General features: G+C 72.4%; 14 protein-coding genes. 3 read left to right on the forward strand and 11 right to left on the reverse strand.

Going from position 1 to position 18868, the window contains the following annotated elements; genetic code table 11:
• The 3 genes from ACZ4QV_RS00465 to ACZ4QV_RS00475 all read right to left on the reverse strand — a co-directional run bounded on the left by ACZ4QV_RS00465 (position 1) and on the right by ACZ4QV_RS00475 (position 2928).
• Positions 1 to 1716 carry an alpha/beta hydrolase gene (locus ACZ4QV_RS00465; protein ID WP_361583085.1) on the reverse strand — a complete coding sequence of 572 codons (1716 nt, stop codon included), beginning with the start codon at positions 1714 to 1716 and terminating at the stop codon, positions 1 to 3.
• Between the two features lie 88 nt (positions 1717 to 1804).
• Positions 1805 to 2338: an alkyl hydroperoxide reductase gene (locus ACZ4QV_RS00470; protein WP_125054480.1), complete on the reverse strand. Its 534-nt coding sequence runs from the start codon at positions 2336 to 2338 to the stop codon at positions 1805 to 1807.
• 35 nt (positions 2339 to 2373) lie between these two features.
• On the reverse strand, positions 2374 to 2928 hold the full coding sequence (locus ACZ4QV_RS00475) for a peroxiredoxin (protein ID WP_030020693.1): 555 nt from the start codon (positions 2926 to 2928) through the stop codon (positions 2374 to 2376).
• 362 nt (positions 2929 to 3290) lie between these two features.
• On the opposite strand from ACZ4QV_RS00475, the gene ACZ4QV_RS00480 reads away from it, so the two are divergent.
• Together ACZ4QV_RS00480 and ACZ4QV_RS00485 are read left to right on the forward strand one after the other, a co-directional pair.
• Positions 3291 to 3641 (forward strand): histone-like nucleoid-structuring protein Lsr2, encoded by a 351-nt coding sequence (locus ACZ4QV_RS00480; RefSeq protein WP_361147212.1) that lies wholly within the window; start codon positions 3291 to 3293, stop codon positions 3639 to 3641.
• A gap of 583 nt (positions 3642 to 4224) precedes the next feature.
• Complete coding sequence (locus ACZ4QV_RS00485) at positions 4225 to 5181, forward strand: LysR substrate-binding domain-containing protein (RefSeq protein WP_361147209.1); 957 nt, start codon at positions 4225 to 4227, stop codon at positions 5179 to 5181.
• A gap of 63 nt (positions 5182 to 5244) precedes the next feature.
• Here ACZ4QV_RS00485 and ACZ4QV_RS00490 read toward each other — a convergent pair whose 3' ends face one another.
• The 8 genes from ACZ4QV_RS00490 to ACZ4QV_RS00525 form a co-directional block, all read right to left on the reverse strand.
• Positions 5245 to 7692: an FtsX-like permease family protein gene (locus ACZ4QV_RS00490; protein ID WP_361618380.1), complete on the reverse strand. Its 2448-nt coding sequence runs from the start codon at positions 7690 to 7692 to the stop codon at positions 5245 to 5247.
• 6 nt (positions 7693 to 7698) lie between these two features.
• Positions 7699 to 10146, reverse strand: coding sequence for an ABC transporter permease (locus ACZ4QV_RS00495; RefSeq protein ID WP_361618383.1), 2448 nt, complete (start codon positions 10144 to 10146; stop codon positions 7699 to 7701).
• 64 nt (positions 10147 to 10210) lie between these two features.
• On the reverse strand, positions 10211 to 10900 hold the full coding sequence (locus ACZ4QV_RS00500) for an ABC transporter ATP-binding protein (protein WP_361618386.1): 690 nt from the start codon (positions 10898 to 10900) through the stop codon (positions 10211 to 10213).
• Entirely contained in the window at positions 10897 to 11421 is a 525-nt protein-coding gene (locus ACZ4QV_RS00505; protein ID WP_030020700.1) for a PadR family transcriptional regulator, read from the reverse strand. Before ACZ4QV_RS00505 ends, ACZ4QV_RS00500 begins: the two co-directional genes overlap by 4 nt.
• A 108-nt stretch (positions 11422 to 11529) precedes the next feature.
• Positions 11530 to 13947, reverse strand: a complete 2418-nt coding sequence (locus ACZ4QV_RS00510; protein ID WP_361147199.1) for an ABC transporter permease — start codon at positions 13945 to 13947, stop codon at positions 11530 to 11532.
• On the reverse strand, positions 13944 to 14630 hold the full coding sequence (locus tag ACZ4QV_RS00515) for an ABC transporter ATP-binding protein (protein WP_361147196.1): 687 nt from the start codon (positions 14628 to 14630) through the stop codon (positions 13944 to 13946). The genes ACZ4QV_RS00510 and ACZ4QV_RS00515 overlap by 4 nt, the downstream gene beginning before the upstream one ends.
• A gap of 217 nt (positions 14631 to 14847) precedes the next feature.
• The gene (locus tag ACZ4QV_RS00520) at positions 14848 to 15090 is read right to left on the reverse strand and encodes a type II toxin-antitoxin system antitoxin (protein WP_467762546.1); all 243 of its coding nucleotides are present in this window, start codon (positions 15088 to 15090) and stop codon (positions 14848 to 14850) included.
• 101 nt (positions 15091 to 15191) lie between these two features.
• Positions 15192 to 16169 (reverse strand): SPFH domain-containing protein, encoded by a 978-nt coding sequence (locus tag ACZ4QV_RS00525; RefSeq protein ID WP_361147191.1) that lies wholly within the window; start codon positions 16167 to 16169, stop codon positions 15192 to 15194.
• Positions 16170 to 16472: 303 nt separating this feature from the next.
• Between ACZ4QV_RS00525 and ACZ4QV_RS00530 the strand changes: the two genes are divergently transcribed.
• Complete coding sequence (locus ACZ4QV_RS00530) at positions 16473 to 18722, forward strand: transglycosylase domain-containing protein (RefSeq protein WP_361147188.1); 2250 nt, start codon at positions 16473 to 16475, stop codon at positions 18720 to 18722.
• The last annotated feature ends 146 nt before the right edge of the window (positions 18723 to 18868 follow it).

Genomic DNA, 18868 nt, shown 5'->3' on the forward strand with positions numbered 1-18868 from the left:
TCAGTACGGGGCGTCCTTCGTACCCTCGTACGCCCGTAGCCGGGCCGTGTCCCGGTCGGTCCAGCCCGGTGGCGGGACGACCGCCGCCCAGCCGTCCACCGCGCCGGTGCCGTAGCGGTGGCCGTGCGGCGGCGGCGCGCCGAAGGAGACCGCCAGGTCGACGGTGGTCTGCCAGAAGGTGACGACCGGCCAGAAGCGCATCTCGCCGGTGACGTCCGGACCGAGCGGGCGGTCCAGCCAGGCGGGACGGTGGAAGAGCAGGTCGGGGGACCACCACACCACCGGGTCCGAGGCGTTCTGGAGATAGACCACCCGGGGGTGCTCCCACGGGCCGCCGGGGCGCCGGAGATCGCGTTCGGGGTACTGCGCGAAGCGGACGTGCCGCCCGTGGTCGTAGACCGGACGCCATACCGGACTGCCGGGGTCGCGCCCGGCGGTCACCTCGCGCCAGACAGGGCTGACGTTGGGCGGCCCGGCCAGCAGCGCGCCGTCCACCTTGCCGAGCAGGTCGTCCAGGCCGTCGAACCCCGCCTCGGTCGCGTACGTACCGAGGCTCTCGCCGCCGACCACCAGCTTGGGGCGGTCGTCGGCGGGCAGCGCGGACCACTTCGCGTACACCGCGTCGAACACCGCGCGGGCGTCCCGCGCCGCCTTCTCCTTGTCGACGAGGAAGGAGATCCAGGACGGCAGGTACGAGTACTGGGTGGCGACGATCGCGGAGTCACCGCCGTACATGTACTCCAGCGGCTCCGGCATCCGCGGGTCCACCCAGCCGCTGCCCGTGGTGCCCAGCAGGGCCAGCACCTTGCGGTCGAAGCCGCCGGTGCGCTCCAGTTCCTGTACGGCGAGGTCGGCGGTGCGCCGGAAGTGCGCGTCGCCGCCCTCCTGCTCGCCGACGTACACGCGTACCGGGTCCTTGGCGGGCCGGCCGGTGAACGCCGCGATGTCCTGCTTGCGGGGGACCGAGCCGATGAAGTTGCGGCCCTCGGCACCCAGTTCCTCCCAGTCGACGACGGAGGTGGGACCGCCGGAGACGTACGCGGAGGCGGGCTGGGTGATGCCGTCGGCGGTGCTCAGGTTCGCGGCCTTGGAGATCCGGTCGACGATGTCGATGAAGCCGCGCTCGTACAGGACGTCCTTGGAGCCGACGGTGACCAGCAGGGCGGTCAGCGCCGCACCGATCACGTACGCGACCGGGCGCGGCACCCAGCGGCCGAAGAACCGGGCGAGCCGGCGGGCCACCAGCCGTACGCAGCGGGCGAGGAGGACGAACAGCGCGCAGACCGCCGCCGCGATCAGGATGATCATCGGCGTGTGCCAGACCAGGGAGGGCTCGACCTCCTGGAGACGGCGGAGGCGGCGCTGGGCGTGGGCGCTCCAGGAAACGGCCGCCGTGGACAGCGCGATGACCAGGACGTGGAAGGCCAGCCAGCAGCGGGCGCGGGTGCGTTCGGCCGGGCGGTACCGGCACAGGGCGCGGAAGAGGGCGCTCGCCGCGGCTCCCGCGGTGTAGCCGACGGCGGCGGTGATGCCGCCGATCAGGCCCTGGAGGTACCAGGGGCGGGGGAGCAGCGACGGGGTGAGGGAGAGCCAGAAGAAGAGCGCCGCGGCGCAGCAGGCGGTGAGGTCGGGCCAGCGGCGGACGATCCATGCGGGGTCCGGGGCGTCCCGGTAAGGGCGTCTGAGCCAACGGACGACAAGGTGCAGAACGGACATGTGCTCTCATTATGCGCAGAGCCCCGCGGACACGTGGTCCGCGGGGCTCTGTCGTGCCGGCCGGGCGCCCGGGGCGCCTCCGGTTCACTTATTCGGCGAGGGTGGCCTCGGAGTCGAGGGTGGCACCGACGGCCTGGAGGACGGAAGCGATCTTGATGGCCTCAAGGATCGTCTCGCGGTCCACGCCCGCCTTGCGCAGCACCTGCTCGTGCGAGTCCAGGCACATGCCGCAGCCGTTGATGGCCGAGACGGCCAGCGACCACAGCTCGAAGTCGACCTTCTCCACGCCCGGGTTGCCGATGACGTTCATCCGCAGGCCGGCGCGCATCGTGCCGTACTCCGGGTCCGACAGCAGGTGCCGGGTCCGGTAGAACACGTTGTTCATCGCCATGATGGCGGCGGCGGACTTGGCCGCGGCGTACGCCTCGGCGGAGAGGTTGGCCTTGGCCTCCGGCTCCAGCTCGCGCAGCACCTTCGGCGAGCGCGAGGCGATCGCGCAGGCCAGGACGGTGCCCCAGAGCTGCTGCTTGGGCAGCTCGCTGTTGCCGATCACCGAACCGAGGTTCAGCTTCAGGTCCTTGGCGAAGTCCGGAACGGCGGACTTCAGTTCATCGAGAGCCATGACGGATCTCCTTCCGGTTCGCTGCTAGCCGCGCTTCACTCGCCCGAGAGCAGCGCGACCGGGTCGAGGGTCTCGTCGCCCTTGCTCCAGTTGCAGGGGCACAGCTCGTCGGTCTGCAGCGCGTCGAGGACCCGCAGGACCTCCTTGGGGTTACGGCCGACGGAACCGGCGGTCACCATGGTGAACTGGATCTCGTTGTTCTGGTCCACGATGAAGACGGCACGCTGCGCGAAGCCGTCCTCGCCCTCGATGCCGAGCGCGCGCATCAGCTCGTGCTTGGAGTCGGCCAGCATCGGGAAGGGCAGGTCGGTCAGGTCCGGGTGGTCCTTGCGCCAGGCGTGGTGCACGAACTCGGAGTCACCGGAGAAGCCGAGGATCTGGGCGTCGCGGTCGGCGAACTCGTCGTTCAGCTTGCCGAAGGCAGCGATCTCCGTGGGGCACACGAAGGTGAAGTCCTTGGGCCAGGCGAAGACGATCTTCCACTTGCCTTCGTAGGTCTTGTGGTTGATCTGGTCGAACTCCTTGCCGCTCTCCAGCGACACGCAGGCGGTCAGATCGAACTCGGGGAACTTGTCACCGACAGTGAGCACAGGCTCTCCTTCGTGTGCCGTAAGTCCTGAAACAGGGCTTACGCGAGGGGTTGGACGGTTCCCTACACTGCCACAGGGGTCATTGATCGGGGAAATAGCCAGATCATGAAGTGTTGATCGGGGCTGGCTATCAGTGGGCGCTCCATGTCCGGGCGGCGGAGGTCCGGGCGGGAGTGACCTGTCCCTCTGGCGGACCGGGTCGCCCGTGAGGTATGCGTGGCCGTGCACAACAATGCCGGATCGGTCGAAAAGGGGCGGGATTCCGGGGAATCCACCGGCTATCTCCGAAACGATGTTCCCCGGTTCACGCACCTCACCAAAGAATGGTCCCCGTGCGAGCCGCGAGACGTACAATCACCCGCATGGCACAGAAGATCGTCACTATTTACACGGATGACCTCACCGGGGAAGAATCCACGGAGGTCGCCACGCACTCGCTCGCGGTCGACGGTATTGCTTACGAGGTCGACCTCGCCCCGGACAGCTACGACAAGCTGCTGGAGGCGATCGGTCCCTTCCTGAAGGCCGGCCGCCGTACCGGGCGGGTGAAGGCGGGTGCCGGGGCGCGCAAGGCGAGCGGCTCCGCGTCGGCTTCGGGTTCGGGGGAGACTGCGAAGATCCGCGCCTGGGCCAAGGAGAACGGCTACGAGGTGAACGAGCGCGGCCGGGTGTCCGCCGATATCCGTGAGGCGTACCAGAACGCCGCCAAGTAGGCGTCGCCCACACCGGCCGAAGACGTCGTGACGGCGGACGGATTTCGGCCGGTCCAGGCCCCTGGCCTGGTGAACGGTGCTGGTGGCAGCCGGTGTGCCGGATTTTCGGCGTCGGCTGTCGCCGTCCGGACGGCGGCTGATCGTGACTGATCGCGGCTGTCGGAAATCCGGCGGCCCGGCCGTCGGGAACGGGGTGAATCCTTCCGGCGCCGTATCCGTCCGGAGCGGTATCCCTCCGGAGTCGTATCCGCGGTCCGGCCGACGTCGGGTGCCCGTGTGAGGCGTGCGCCGCCCCGCGAGGAAAACGCTGCCTGGGCCGGAGAATCCGACCGGGCGGCCGGTCCGCAATCCCGCGGACGATCGCCGAAATACGATGACGGGATTCCCGGCCCCGATATGCGCTCCGCGCGCCTTCCGGAAGGTGCCCGCGGACACCCGCGCCGAAACCCGCAGGTAACCCGGCGGGGCATTACTCCGGCCACGCACCCCCGGACCCGTCCGCCGCTTCCGCCGAAAAGTCCTTCCCCGGGGAGGCGCCTGTCCCGCGATTAGACTGGATCACTCTGATCGGAGGTGGCTATCGGTGGCATCCCCCACGAATCCCGGGACCCGGCCGCGGCAGCCCAGCCTGGCGCAACTGCGGGCCTTCGCCGCCGTGGCCGAGCACCTGCACTTCCGGGAGGCCGCGGCGGAGATCGGCATGAGCCAGCCCGCCCTGTCCGGTGCCGTGTCGGCCCTGGAGGAGGCCCTCGGGGTGCAGTTGCTGGAGCGTACGACCCGCAGGGTACTGCTCTCGCCCGCCGGGGAGCGGGTCGCCGCCCGCGCCCGTACCGTCCTGGAAGCGGTCGGTGACCTGATGGAGGAGGCGGAGGCGGCCCGCGCGCCGTTCACCGGTGTGCTGCGGCTCGGGGTGATCCCGACCGTCGCCCCGTACCTGCTGCCGACCGTCCTGCGCCTGGTGCACGACACGTACCCCGACCTGGAGCTCCAGGTCCACGAGGAGCAGACCGGGTCCCTGCTGGACGGCCTCCAGCAGGGACGGCTGGACCTGCTGCTGCTCGCCGTGCCGCTGGGCGCCCCGACCGTCACCGAACTCCCGCTGTTCGACGAGGACTTCGTGCTGGTCGCGCCGACGGACCACTGGCTGGGCGGGCGCGGCGACATCCCGCGCGAGGCGCTCAAGGACATGGACCTGCTGCTGCTGGACGAGGGGCACTGCCTGCGCGACCAGGCGCTGGACATCTGCCGGGAGGCGGGCCGCGACGAGGGCGCGCCGGTGACCACCAGCGCGGCCGGGCTGTCGACGCTGGTCCAACTGGTAGCGGGCGGGCTGGGCGTCACACTGCTGCCGCGCACCGCGCTGCGCGTCGAGACGGCCCGCAACGACCAGTTGACGACCGGGTACTTCGCCGACCCGGCGCCGTCCCGGCGGATCGCGCTGGCCATGCGGTCGGGCGCGGCGCGCCAGGGCGAGTTCGAGGAGTTCGCGGCGGCGCTGCGCGAGGCGATGAAGGGGCTCCCGGTACGGATCGTGGAGTGAGCCGGCCGGCGGGCCGGCCGTACGGCGGCCGGCCCGCCGATCCGCCCCGGCCCGGCGTTCTGCCTACTCCGTACGCAGCCCGTCCGGCCGCATCAGCCGCCACAGCAGCGGCAGGCTGAGCGCGGTCACCGCGAGGATCACCGCCCCGGCCGTACCGGTGAGGACGGCGATGCCCGGCCAGTCCGGCAGCATCGGCTTGCCCACCAGGTGCACCAGCAGGAGGCCGGCGGCCAGTCCGCAGCCGATCGCGAGGGCCAGGCCGAGGACGACGGGTATGGCGGCCTGCCACAGCACCGACCGGCCGAGCGTGCGGCGCGGCGTGCCGAAGGCGTCCAGGGCCGACAACAGCAGTCTGCGCTCGCGCAGTTGCTCCAGTACGGAGATGAGCAGGCCCGCCCCGATGAGGCACAGCACCGCCATCGCACCGGCCTGGAGCGCCGCGCGGACGATGTCGTACAGCTCGGGTTCCCGCTCGCTGCTCCTGGTGGAGGAGTCCCACAGCGGCATGGCGTTCAGGCGGGGGTCGATCCGCGCCGCCGTGTTGCGTACGTACTCGACGGCCTCCGGCCGGTCAGGGTCGAGGTGGACCTCGGCCTCGACGGAGGGGGACCGCAGCAGCGCGGGGTCCAGGGCGCCGGGCGTCGCGAGGAGGTTGGCCGCGTGCAGGGAGAAGAAGCTGGGGAGCGCGTCGACGGTGCGTACGGTGTCCGGAACCGTCCAGGCGGCCGGGCGGCTTCCGGCGTCCGGGGAGATGGCCAGCCGGGTGCCGGGGCGCGGAACCGGCGGTGTGTCGGAGACGGGCAGACCGGTTCCCGTGCCGTCCTCCCGGACGGCTTCGGGAGGGGCGTAGAACGCGTCGCCGTCGGCGCACCGGTCGGTACGGACCATCCGGCGCAGCGCGTCGCAGTCGGCCACGACCAGCCGGTAGGGCGCCGGATCGGGCACCACGTCCGGGCCGTCCTCCGCGGGCGCACGGTGCCCCTCGGACGGCAAGGGGCCCGCTTCGCTGAGCAGCGCGCCGTACACGCTCCGCACGCCCGTGGTCTCCCGCAACCGGTCGTACATCCCGGGCGCATCGGCCACCGGCAGCTCCCCGTCCCGGGCCGCGACCACCATCTGGTGCTCGCGGGGTGGCGGGAACGGGTCCGGCAGGCCGTTGTCGGCCTGGACGTCGGCCAGCAGGAGCTGCACCGCGACGGCTCCGGCGACCGCCACGGTGATGCCGCTGACCGAGCGGGCCGCCGCGGTCGTGCTCAACTGGAGCCGCCGCACGGCCAGCTGCCACGACGGCCCGCCGCCCGCGCCGATCCGGGAGACCACCGCGTCCAGCAGCCACGGCAGCAGCGCCGCGACGCCCAGCAGGAGCAGCGAGGTGCCCGCGACCACCTGGGCCGCGACCCATACGCCCACCATCGCCGTGTGGCCGACCGTCATGGGCCACAGCAGCGCGACCCCCGCGACGGGCAGCAGCAGCCGCCACCACAGGCGCCGCCGCACCGGCGGTGCCGAGCGGGTCACCCCGAGCGGTTCGACCGCGATCCGGCGCATCGTCAGCAGGGCGACACCCGCCGAGCAGGCGGGTACGGCCAGCGCGACGAGGGCGGCCAGCCGCCAGTCCGGTACGACGTCGGAAGGGAAGACCCCGAAGTCCAGCACCCGTATGCCCGACAGCGGGTACCGGGCGGCCAGGAAGACGACGGCACCGGTGAGCAGGCCCAGCAGCGCCCCGGCCAGCGCCTCGCCGGCCGCGATCCGCCGGGTGGTGGCGCGGTCGGTGCCCACCAGCCGCAGGGCCGCCAGCCGCCGGTCCCGGCGCTCCCCGCCGAAGCGCACGGCGGCGGCGACGAACACGGCCACGGGTACCAGCAGGGCCACGCTGCCGACGAGGATCGCCAGGAGGAGCTGGGGATTGGTGTCGGGGAAGGCGGTGTCGGGGCCGCCGCCGAAGGAGGCGATCCGCGTGGTGCCCGCGCGGACGCCGGTGAGCCGGTCCGACCCCTGGTAGTACGCCAGCTCGTCCGGACCGGTCAGGCCCTCGGCGCCGATCCGCCCCACCGTACGGACGCCTCGGAAACGGTCGCGCAGGTCCACGCCGTCCGAGGAGGCCAGCAGGTCCGCGAGCGCGGGCGAGACGACCATCTCGCCGGGCCCCGGAAGGCGCGGCACACCGGGCGGGGTGGCGGGCCGGTCCCCGTCCGGACGCACCAGGCGCCCGCGGACGGACCGGCCCTGGTAGGCGGTGTCGGTCCGGGCGACCAGCAGCGTGCGGTCGGTGACGGCGGTGGAGGAGGAGCCGAACGTGTCGGAGCGGGCCTTGTCGCGGGCGACGGCGGTGGACACGGCGTGCGGGACGGCGGCGGCGATCAGCAGGACCGCCACCCCCAGCCCCACGCCGACCGCGGTCAGCGCCGTACGGATCCAGCCCTCCCGGCCGCCGGCGATCGCGAACCGTACGCCCATGCCCAGATCACGGCACCAGCGCCCGACCAGGTGCCGTCGGGACTTGTCCACCTGTGTTCACTCCGTCCGTAGGCCGTCCGGCCGCATCATGCGCCACAGCGGCGGCAGGCTGGCCGCCGTCACCAGCAGGATCACCCCGGCCCCGGCGCCCGCCATCGCCGCCACCACCGGCCAGTCCACGAACACCGCGCTGTCGATCATCCAGAGCAGCAGCGTGCCCAGCGCCAGCCCGCCCCCGACGGCGAGCACCAGGCCCAGCGCGACGGGGATCGCGGTCTGCCACAGGACGGACCAGCCCAGCGTGCGGCGCCGGGTGCCGAACGCGTCCAGCACCGACAGCAGCCGCCGGTGCTCGTGCAACTGCTCCACGGTGGAGATCACCAGGCCCGCGCCGATCAGCAGCAGGGTGACCACCGCGCCGAGGAACAGGCCGGTGCGCAGGCTGTCGTACTGCCCGTCGTGCCGGTTCTCGGCCAGCGAGACCACGGCCATCGACGGGTTGATGCGCGCCGCCGCGGTACGGATGTGCTCCACCGCGTCCGGTGCGGCGGGGTCGTAGCGGACCGTCAGGTGCAGCAGGGGACGGTACATCCGGTGCACGTCCACCGCGGCCGGGGTGATCAGGATGCCGCGGGCGGGCAGGCCGTCGTCGGCGGGCTTCGCGCGCACGGTACGGGTCGTGGCGGGCAGCGTCCACAACTGCGGCGGGCGGGTGGGGCGGAAGCCCTCGGGCGGGTCGAGGTTGAGCCGGGCGCCCGGCGTGGCGAAGGTGTCGTCCGGCAGGTTGTCGGTGCGGAAGACGTCACCGTCCCGGCAGGAGCCGAGCTCGGCGAGCCGGGCCAGTCCGGCGCAGTCGGCGACGGTGGCGAACACGCCGTCCACCATGCGGAAGTCGCTGCCCTCCATCAGCCGGCCCCGGTCGCCCGCGGCCGACACCGAGGATTCGAGCGCGCCGTCCACCCGGCTGACCCCTTCGGTGCCGCGCAGCACCGTGAGCGCCTGCCGGGTCTGCTCCCAGCCTTCCGTGCCGCCGGTCATCTCGACCACCGGGCGGCCGTTGCGGGCGTAGGTCTCGGCGAATCCGGCCTGCATGCCGGTGAAGGTCATGTGGACGGCGATGGCCCCGGCGACCGCGACGGTGATACCGGCGACCGCGCGGGTGGCCGCCCCGCTGTGGAGCTGGAGCCGCCGGGTGGCGAGTTGCCAGGGCACCGGGCCGCCGTGCAGCCGCCGTACCACCGCGTCGACCAGCCACGGCAGCAGCGCCGTGACGCCGAGCAGCAGCAGGGTCGCGCCGGTGGCGAGCCGGATGGTGTTCAGCGGGCTGTCCACCCCCTCGACGTCCCGGGAGACGGAGACCAGCAGCCCGGCCCCGGCCAGCGGCACCAGCGGACGCCACCACAGCCGGCGCCGGACGGGCGGCCGGCTGCGCACGACACCCAGCGGTTCGACCGTCACCCCGCGCTGCGCGAACAGCGTCACCAGGACGGCTGCGGACGGCACCAGCACCGCGATCAGCGCGGCCAGCACCGGGTCCGGGGTGATGTCCGACGGGAAGACGTTGATGTCCCACAGGGTCACCAGCGAGGCGAACTGCCGCCCCCCGAGGAAGAACCCGGCGCCCAGCACCAGGCCCGCCAGCGAGCCGAGCAGCGCCTCCCCGGCGGCGATCCGCCGGGTCGTGCGGATGTCGGCGCCGACCAGGCGCAGCGCGGCGAGCCGCAGTTCGCGGCGTTCGTTGCCGAACCGTACGGAGGTGCCGATGAAGACCATGACCGGCGTCAGCAGCGCCACACACGTCATGATGACCAGCACCACCGCGGGGGCCCGCATCGGGCGCTGGACGAATTCCAGCCCGAAGTGGTCGATGCGCTCCGCGCCGAGCCGTTCGTCCAGCGCGGAGCTGCCCGCGAGGAAGGTCAGTTCGGCCGGCCCCTGGAGTCCGGCGTCGCCGATGGTGCCCACGACGCGGTACGGGAGCCGTTCGCGCAGCGCCGCGCCGTCGGGCGAGTCCAGCAGCTCCTTGAGGCCGGGGGAGACGAGCATGGTCCCCGGGGCGGGGAGCGCGGCGACGCCCGGCGGTTTCGGCGGGTGCGTCCCGTCGGGTTCGACGAGCCGGCCGCGGATGTTCCGGTGGTGGTACCGGGTGTCGGCGTGGGCGTAGAGCAGCGTGTCGTCGGCGGGGCGCGGCGGGTTGGCCTGGCCCAGGTTCTCGCGGGCCTTCTCCCGGCCGTGCCAGGAGTCGATCAGGGACGGCACGGACGAGCCGAGCAGCAGGACGGCGACGCCGAGGCCGACGCCGACCGCGGTCAGCGCCGTACGGATCCAGCCCTCCCGGCCGCCGCTCGCGGCGAAGCGCAGCCCGGTGACCAGGTCGCGGGCCCAGACGGCGAGCCCGGCGGGAGGTGAACCGGGTACGGCCCGCTCCCCGGGGGCGGCGGACGGACCGCCGCGCCCGCCGGACCCTGCGGCGCCGTTCTTGGTACGCGGGCCGAGCAGCGTCATCCGGCGGTGCCGATCGGGGCCGCGGTCCTGCCCGGACCGGGCGGGGCGGGGGCGTCGGGCGAACTCACCGCAGGCCCGCCAGCATGTCCTTCACCTTGCCGTCGCGGACGACGATCTCGCGGTCGGAGTAGGCGGCGACCCGGGATTCGTGGGTGACCAGGACGACGGCGGCGTTGGTGTCCCGGGCGGCGTCGGTCAGCAGGGTCATCACGCGTTCGCCGTTGAGGGAGTCGAGGGCGCCGGTGGGTTCGTCGGCGAAGATCACCCGGGGGCGGGCGGCGAGTGCGCGGGCCACCGCGACGCGCTGGCCCTGGCCGCCGGAGACCTCGCCGGGCCGCTTGCCCTCGGTGTCCTCGACCTCCAGGCGCTCCAGCCACTCGCGGGCGTGCCGCTCGGCCTCCTTGCGCTTGACGCCGTTCAGGCGCAGCGGCAGGGCGACGTTCTCCCGGCAGGTCAGTTCGGGGACGAGCTGTCCGAACTGGAAGACGAAGCCGAAGTCGGCGCGGCGCAGGGCGCTGCGCTGGGCGTCGTTCATCTCCGTCACCTCGTGGTCGCCGTAGCGGACACTGCCGGAGTCCGGCAGGACGATGCCCGCCAGGCAGTGCAGCAGGGTCGACTTGCCGGAGCCGGAGGGGCCCATGACGGCGACGACCTCGCCGGGGTGGATGGAGAAGTCCACCCCGTCCAGCGCCTGGGTCTGTCCGAACGACTTGTGCAGGGCCTCGGCGGCCAGCAGCGAACCCGCGGGCGTCACCGGCCGATCACCGCGGCGAGCTTGTCCAGGCGGGCGGCCGTCAGCTCCAGCCAGCGCAGGTCGGCCTCCAGGTGGAACAGGGCGTGGTCGCAGATGAGCTGGTCGGCGAGGTCGCCCTTGCGCTTGCGCTCGGTCAGGCCGCGCATCAGGCGCAGGTGCTCGGTGCGCTGGGTGTCGAGCAGCTCGGCGGCGTCCCGCTCGGTGAGCAGGGCCAGCACCACCTTCGTGTAGAGCGTGGACTGGAGGTACGGTTCGGGCTTCTCGGGGCGGGCCAGCCACTGGGCGACGTCGGTGACGCCGGCGTCCGTGATGGCGTAGCGCTTGCGCTCCGGGCCCGCGCCCGCCTCGACGCCGTCGACCTCGACGAGGCCGTTCTTCAGCAGGCGGGACATGGTCGAGTAGACCTGTCCGTAGTGCAGCGGGCGGTCGTGGCCGAAGTGCTCGTCGAACGCCCGCTTCAGGTCGTAGCCATGGCGGGGCCCGGACTCCAGGAGGCCCAGAAGCGTATGACCGATTGACATGCCGACCACCTTACTTCGTCGCTACAGCCGTGGTGTATACGCGTCGTGTACAGGCCGCCGGTGCCCCGGGGCCCGTCGCGCGGACCCCGGGACGCCGGTGGCGCCGTATCACTCCGTACGCAGCCCGTCCGCGCGCATCATGCGCCACAGCGGCGGCATGCTGAGCAGCGTCACGAGCAGGATCAGACCGGCACCGAACAGGGGCAGCGGCCATACCGTCGACCACGCGACGCCGGTCTTGTCCGCCAGGCCCTGCAGCACCAGACCGAGCCCGAGGCCGCCGGCCACCGCGAGTGCCAGACCGAGGACCATCGGGACGGCGGTCTGCCACAGCACGGACCAGGCGAGGGTGCCGCGCCGGGTGCCGAAGGCCACCAGGACCGAGAGCAGGCGGCGGCGTTCGCGCAACTGCTCCAGAGAGGTGACCAGCATGCTGGCGGCGATCAGCGTCATGGTGGCGACGGAGGCGATCAGCAGGCCGTTGCGCACGCTGACGAAGCGCCGGTCGTCGGTGGTCTCCATGAGCTGGAAGACGTTGGCCGTCACGTCGAAACGGGCCGCGGTGTTCCGGACGTACTCGGCGGCGTCCGGGACGGACGGGTCCAGCCGCACCATGGCCCTGGCCGTGGGCTCGTCCAGCTTCTTGATGTCGACCGCGCCCATGGTGGCGAACAGACCGGTGGCGTGCTCGCCCGTCGGGTCGGGCCGGCCCTGGACGGGGCGGATCGTCCGGGGCAGGGCCCACCGGCGGGGCTTCCCCTTGATCTTGCCGTCGTCGTCGAAGCCGTTGAGCAGCACCTGGGCACCGGGACGGACGACCTTGGGCAGGTCCTCGTCCTCGAACGCGCCGGGGCCGGTGCCCTTGATCACGAAGACGTCACCGTCCTTGCACGGGCCCGGTCGGCTGACCTCCTGCAACGTCTCGCAGGTGCCGACCGTGAGCGAGGTGTTCAGCGGATAGCCGCCCTCCCCGCGCTCCGGGCCGGGGCTGGCGACCCGCGATCCGACGGTGGCGATGACACCGCTGACGCCCTCGGTCCGCTCGAACGCGGCGATCATCTTCTGCGTCGTGGCACCGTCCCGGGCGGGCAGCATGACCTGCATCTGCGCACGGGAGGTGTCCTGTCCGGTTTCCTTGGTGTAGTCGTCCCCGACCGCGGTGAAGAGCAACTGCAGGGCGATGGCACCGGCCACGGCGACCGTGATGCCGCTGACCGCGCGGGCCGCGCTGCTGCTGCTCAGCTGGAGCCGGCGGGCGGCAAGCTGCCAGGGGACCGGGCCGCCCTTGAAACGCGCCACGACCGCCTCCACCAGCCAGGGCAGCAGCATGGTCAGGCCCAGCAGCGTCAGCGCCGCGCCGCCGCCGATCGCGTACGAGTTGATGGACTCCGTCTTCTTGTCGACCGTCCCGAACACCGCCAGCAGGGCCAGCCCGACGAGCGGGATCGGCAGCCGCCACCACAGGCGCCGACGGCGCGGCACCGCGCTGCGGACGACGCCCAGCGGCTCGATGGCGATGCCGCGCAGCGCCAGGAGCGTGACGACGACCGCCGACGCCGGTACGGCCAGCAGGATCAGGACGGCCAGGGCGGGGACCGGCGACAGGTCGGTGGGGAAGGCGTTGAGGCTGCTGATGTCGACCGCGCCGATGAACTGCCGGCCGAACAGGAAGAGCCCGGCGCCGACGGCCAGCCCGAACAGCGAGCCGAGCAGGGCCTCCCCGGCGGCGATCCGGCGCGCCATGTGGTTGTCCGCGCCCACCAGGCGCAGCGCGGCCAGCCGCCGGTCGCGGCGCTCGCCGCCGAAGCGGACGGCGGTGGCGATGAAGATGGCCACCGGCATCAGCAGGACGACGCAGCCGATCAGGATCAGGACCAGCAGGATAGGGCCCATGCCGGGGGACTGGATCTGCCATCCGTAGGCGGAGGCGCGGTTGGTACCGCTGTCCTTCGGGGAGAGCCGGTCGCTGCCCGCGTAGTAGAAGTGCTCGCTGGGGCCGATCAGGCCCGCTTCGCCGATGGTGCCGACCACGCGGTACGGGAGCCGGTCGTCCAGCAGCTTGCCGTCCGGGGAGTCCAGCAGCTCCTTCAGCGAGGGGGAGACGACCATCTCGCCCGGCCCGGGCACCTTGTCCACGCCGGGCGGCAGTGCGGGGTGGCTGCCCTCCGGACGCAGCAGGACGCCGTCCACACTCTTGTCGCGGAACTTGGAGCCCACGCGGTGGAACAGGAAGGAGCTGTCGGAGCGCTGCGCCTGCTGCTCCCTGAATTCGATGTTGCGCGCGTTGCTCCGCTCGGAGCGGTTGCCCAGCAGGCTCGGTACGGAGGAGGCGCCCAGCAGCAGGGCCACACCCAGGCCGACGCCGACGGCGGTCAGCAGCGTACGGGTCCAGCCCTCGCGGCCGCTGCCGACGGCGAAGCGCATCCCCATGACGAGGTCGCGGAACCAGACGGCGAGCCCGGCCGGGGCCTTGGCCCGGGACTCCTCCTGGCCCGTGGGGCCGGGGCGGTGGTCGACGGCGGTCATACGGTGCCCGCCATTTCCCGGGCCTGGCCGTCGCGGACGACGATCTCGCGGTCGGAGTAGGCGGCGACCCGGGCCTCGTGGGTGACCAGGACGACGGCGGCGTTGGTGTCCCGGGCGGCGTCGGTCAGCAGGGTCATCACGCGTTCGCCGTTGAGGGAGTCGAGGGCGCCGGTGGGCTCGTCGGCGAAGATCACCCGCGGCCGGGCGGCGAGTGCGCGGGCCACCGCGACGCGCTGGCCCTGGCCGCCGGAGACCTCGCCGGGCCGCTTGGCCGCCACCGCGCCGACCTCCAGCCGCTCCAGCCACTCCTGGGACCGCTGCTCGGCCTCCTTGCGCTTGGTGCCGTTCAGGCGCAGCGGCAGGGCCACGTTCTCCAGGCAGGTCAGTTCGGGGACGAGCTGTCCGAACTGGAAGACGAAGCCGAAGTCGGCGCGCCGCAGGGCACTGCGCTGGGCGTCGCTCATCTGCGTCAGGTCGCGCGAGCCGTAGAGGACGCTGCCGGAGTCCGGGCGGACGATCCCGGCCAGGCAGTGCAGCAGGGTCGACTTGCCGGAGCCGGAGGGGCCCATGACGGCGACGACCTCGCCGGGGTGGATGGAGAACTCGGCGCCGTCGAGCGCGTTGGTCGAGCCGTACGCCTTGTACAGCGCGCTGGCCTTGAGCAGGGAACCGGCCGGGGTCATACGAGGGCCTCCGGAAGTGCGGACAGGGGGTGGTGCGGGCGGCGGGGCCGGGGCACCGCCGACGGGGAGCGGGCGGGTGCCGGACACGGCTCCCAGGGCGCTCCCGCAGGACGTCAGCGCCACTCTACATGGCGTGTATACCTGTGGTGTATACCGACGCGATGAGCAGCCGGAGGCCCGGCCCGCGTGCGGACCGGACCTCCGGCGCTCCCCGTTCTCACCCGCCCGGACCGCCCGCCTCCGGCGGCTCCGGCGCGCTGCCGCCCGCCGCGTCCCGCGGCCCGGCGGCCTTCGGCGGCCGCCCCCGGCGCGGCAGCCCGCCCGCGCCCTTCGGCAGCCGCCCCGCGTCCGCCAGGGCCTTCCGCAGCAGGAACTCCACCTGGGCGTTGGCGCTGCGCAGCTCGTCGTCGGCCCAGCGGGCGAGCGCGTCGTGGACCAGCGGGTCGAGCCGCAGGAGCATCTGCTTGCGCCGCTGCGCCCGCCGCTTCGGCGCCTGGTCGCCGTCCGCGGGTCCGGCGGCCCCGGAAGCGTCCCGGGGCGCGTCCTGGGAGCCGCCCTCGCTCACTGGTAGAGGGACCCGGTGTTCAGTACGGGCTGGGCGGCCCGGTCGCCGCACAGCACCACCATCAGGTTGCTGACCATGGCCGCCTTGCGCTCCTCGTCCAGTTCCACGATGTCCTGCTCGCTGATGCGGGCCAGTGCCATCTCGACCATGCCGACCGCGCCCTCGACGATCTGCTGGCGGGCCGCCACGACCGCGCCGGCCTGCTGCCGCTGGAGCATCGCCGAGGCGATCTCGGGCGCGTACGCGAGGTGGCTGAAGCGGGACTCGATGATCCGTACGCCCGCGGCCTGCACCCGGGCGGTCAGTTCGACGGCCAGCTTCTCGGTGATCTCCTCGGCGTTGCCGCGCAGCGACAGCGCGTTCTCGTCGTGCGCGTCGTACGGGTACTCGATGGCGATGTGCCGTACCGCCGCCTCGGTCTGGGTGGCGACGAACTCCAGGAAGTCGTCGACCTCGAACAGCGCCTGCGCGGTGTCCTCGACCTGCCACACGACGATGGATGCCAGCTCGATGGGGTTGCCGTACGCGTCGTTGACCTTCAGGACCGCGGTCTCGTGGTTGCGGACGCGGGTGGAGATCTTGCGGTCGCCGGTCAGCGGGTTCACCCAGCGCAGACCGTCCTCACGGATGGTGCCGACGTAGCGGCCGAAGAGCTGGATGACCCGGGCCTCGCCGGGGGCGACCATCTTCACGCCGGTCATGCAGAAGAGCGAGCCCACCAGCAGCAGGACGCCGACGACGATCAGCGGCACGCCCACTGCCTGGTTCCCGCCCGAGGCGAGTACACCGCCACCGATGATCATGCCCAGCCCGGCGAACACGCCGAGGACGGTGAGCAGCAGGCCCAGGCCGCCCGGGATGCTGTGCGCCACCGTCTCGCGGACCTGCGGACGGGGCATCTGCGGGGCGTCGGCCGCGAGCTGCGCGCCGCCGCCCGTCCCGTCGTTGCCGCCGGGCGGTGTCTGGTCGGACATGTCGTCTCCCCGTTTCTCGTGACGATTCTCGTGACGTTCCTCGTGGCCCGTGCCGGGCCGCCGCGTGGTCGGCGCGGTGGCCGGATCCGTACGGACCCGATGTGCTGTCGTCAGGTTAGCAAAGTGATAGCACTTTAAGAAGGTTCTCACCTCGGTACGGCATCCTCGCGGGACGGTTCCCCCAGTCCGGGTGCTCTTTGTCACGTCGGGAAAAGCCTTGATCGATGAGCATTTGCTGACAGATGCGGTGTTAGCTTCGTGAGCTGAGTTATTGGGGGCGGAACGACTGGAGTTGCGGGAGCGATGGGGCGAGCGGACGCGAGGCGAGCGGCTCAAGGGCGTAAGCGCCGGGCGAAGCCGAAGGGCAAGAAGGGCGGCGTACGCCGCTTCTTCACCTGGAAGAAGCTTCTCGGGGCCTTCCTCGGCGTGTGCCTGCTGGGCATCCTCGGTTTCCTCGGGCTGTACCTGTACGTGGACGTCCCCGACGAGGGGAACTTCCAGGCCACCAGCCAGAGCAACGTCTACAAGTACGCCGACGGCTCGGTCGTGGCCCGCAAGGGCGCGGACAAGGCGGTGAACCGCGAGATCGTCAAGATCGACCAGATCCCCAAGCACGTCCAGCACGCCTTCGTCGCGGCCGAGAACAAGACCTTCTACCAGGACTCCGGCGTCGACCTGAAGGGCACCCTGCGCGGCGTCCTCAACACCCTCAGGGGCAAGGGCAAGCAGGGTGGCTCGACCATCACCCAGCAGTACGTCAAGAACTACTACCTGAGCCAGGAGCAGACGGTCAGCCGCAAGCTCCAGGAGATCGTCATCTCCCTCAAGGTGGACAACAAGCTCGACAAGGAAGACATCCTCGCCGGGTACATGAACACCAGCTACTACGGCCGCGGCGCGTACGGCATCCAGGCGGCGGCCCAGGCGTACTACGGCGTGGACGTCGACAAGCTGACCGTCAGTCAGGGCGCCTACCTGGCCTCCCTGCTCCAGGCCCCCAGCCAGTACGACTGGGCGATCGCCTCCGACGCCGGCAAGAAGCGGGTGCAGGAGCGCTGGGCGTACACGCTGAACAACATGGTCGAGATGAAGTGGCTCGACGCCGCCGACCGGCAGAAGCAGACGTTCCAGCAGCCCATCAAGCCCAAGCCGCTGCCCGGTGTGGCCGGCCAGGTCGGCTACTTCATCAAGGCCGCCGACGACGAGCTGATCCGCCGGGGCGTCGACGAGAAGGAACTGGCCGCCGGCGGCTGGACCATCACCCTGGCCATCGACAAGAAGAAGCAGCAGGACCTGGAGAAGGCCGTCAAGACCAAGCTCACCGACGACCTCAAGCCGACCCTCCGCAAGGCGGACCGGGACGCCCAGCTCGGTGCGGTCTCGGTCGACCCCGAGACCGGGCACGTCGTGGCGATGTACGGCGGCGCGGGCTACACCCAGCACTACACGAACAACGCCACCCGGGCCGACTTCCAGCCCGCCTCCACGTTCAAGCCGCTGATCTTCGCCTCCGCCCTGGAGAACCACGCCAAGACCCAGTCCGGGGTGCCCATCACCCCCGACACGGTCTACGACGGCCGCAACCGCCGCCCGGTGGTCAACAGCATCAAGCCGTTCGCCCCGCCGAACGAGGACGAGCGCGAGTACGGCCGGATCAGCGTCCAGCAGGCGACGAACAACTCCGTCAACTCCGTCTTCGCGCAGATGGGTGCCGACGTGGGCCTGGACGCGGTCAAGAAGACCGCGGTCAGCCTCGGCATGGACGGCAGCCGGATGGACGTCCAGCCCGCGATGACGCTCGGCAGCATGGGCGCCAGCCCGCTGCAGATGGCCGCCGCCTACGCCACGCTCGACCACCACGGCAAGAAGGTCGAACCGGCCCTGGTCGCCAAGGCTCAGCACGGCGCGCAGGACGTCGACCTGACCGACCCCATCGGCTCCCAGGTACTGACCCGCGAGACCGCCGACACCGTCACCTCCGTACTGCGCGGTGTGGTCAACGACGGTACGGCCAAGTCCGCGATCGGCGGCACCGACTACCAGGCGGCCGGCAAGACCGGCACCTCCGACGACAACAAGTCGGCGTGGTTCGTCGGCTACACGCCGAAGCTGGTCACCGCGGTCGGCATGTTCGGCGAGGAGGCCAAGGGCGGCAAGCAGGTCTCGCTCAAGGGCACCGGAGGCGGCGGCCGCGTCAACGGCGGCGGCTACCCGGCCGAGGTCTGGGCCGCCTACACCGCGGCGGCGATCGGCGACGACGTCGGGGCCAAGTTCGACCTGGAGACCGACCTCGGCGCCGGAGTCGCACCGACCAACACCCCGCCGCCGGTCAACACCCCGTCGCACACGCCGTCCCAGACGCCGAGCCAGACCCCGTCGCACACGCCGAGCCGGACGCCGTCGCACACGCCGTCCCAGACGCCGTCGCGCACCCCGTCGCACACGCCGTCCCGGACGCCGTCGCCCCCGGAGACGCCGCCCGTCTCCCCGAGCACCGGCAGCGGCGGCAACGGCAACAACGGCCGCCCGCCCGGCCTCGACGACCTGGACTGATCCGGCGCCCGACGCCGACGGCCGTGGGGCCCCCCCCCCGGGGGGGGGGGCCCGCGGGGGGGGGCCCCCCCGGGGGGGGGCCCGGGCCCCCCCCCGGGGGGGCGCCGGGGGGCCCGGGGCCCGCGCCCGGGGCCCCGGTGGGCCCC

This window comes from Streptomyces sp. NPDC026394, from assembly GCF_055567735.1.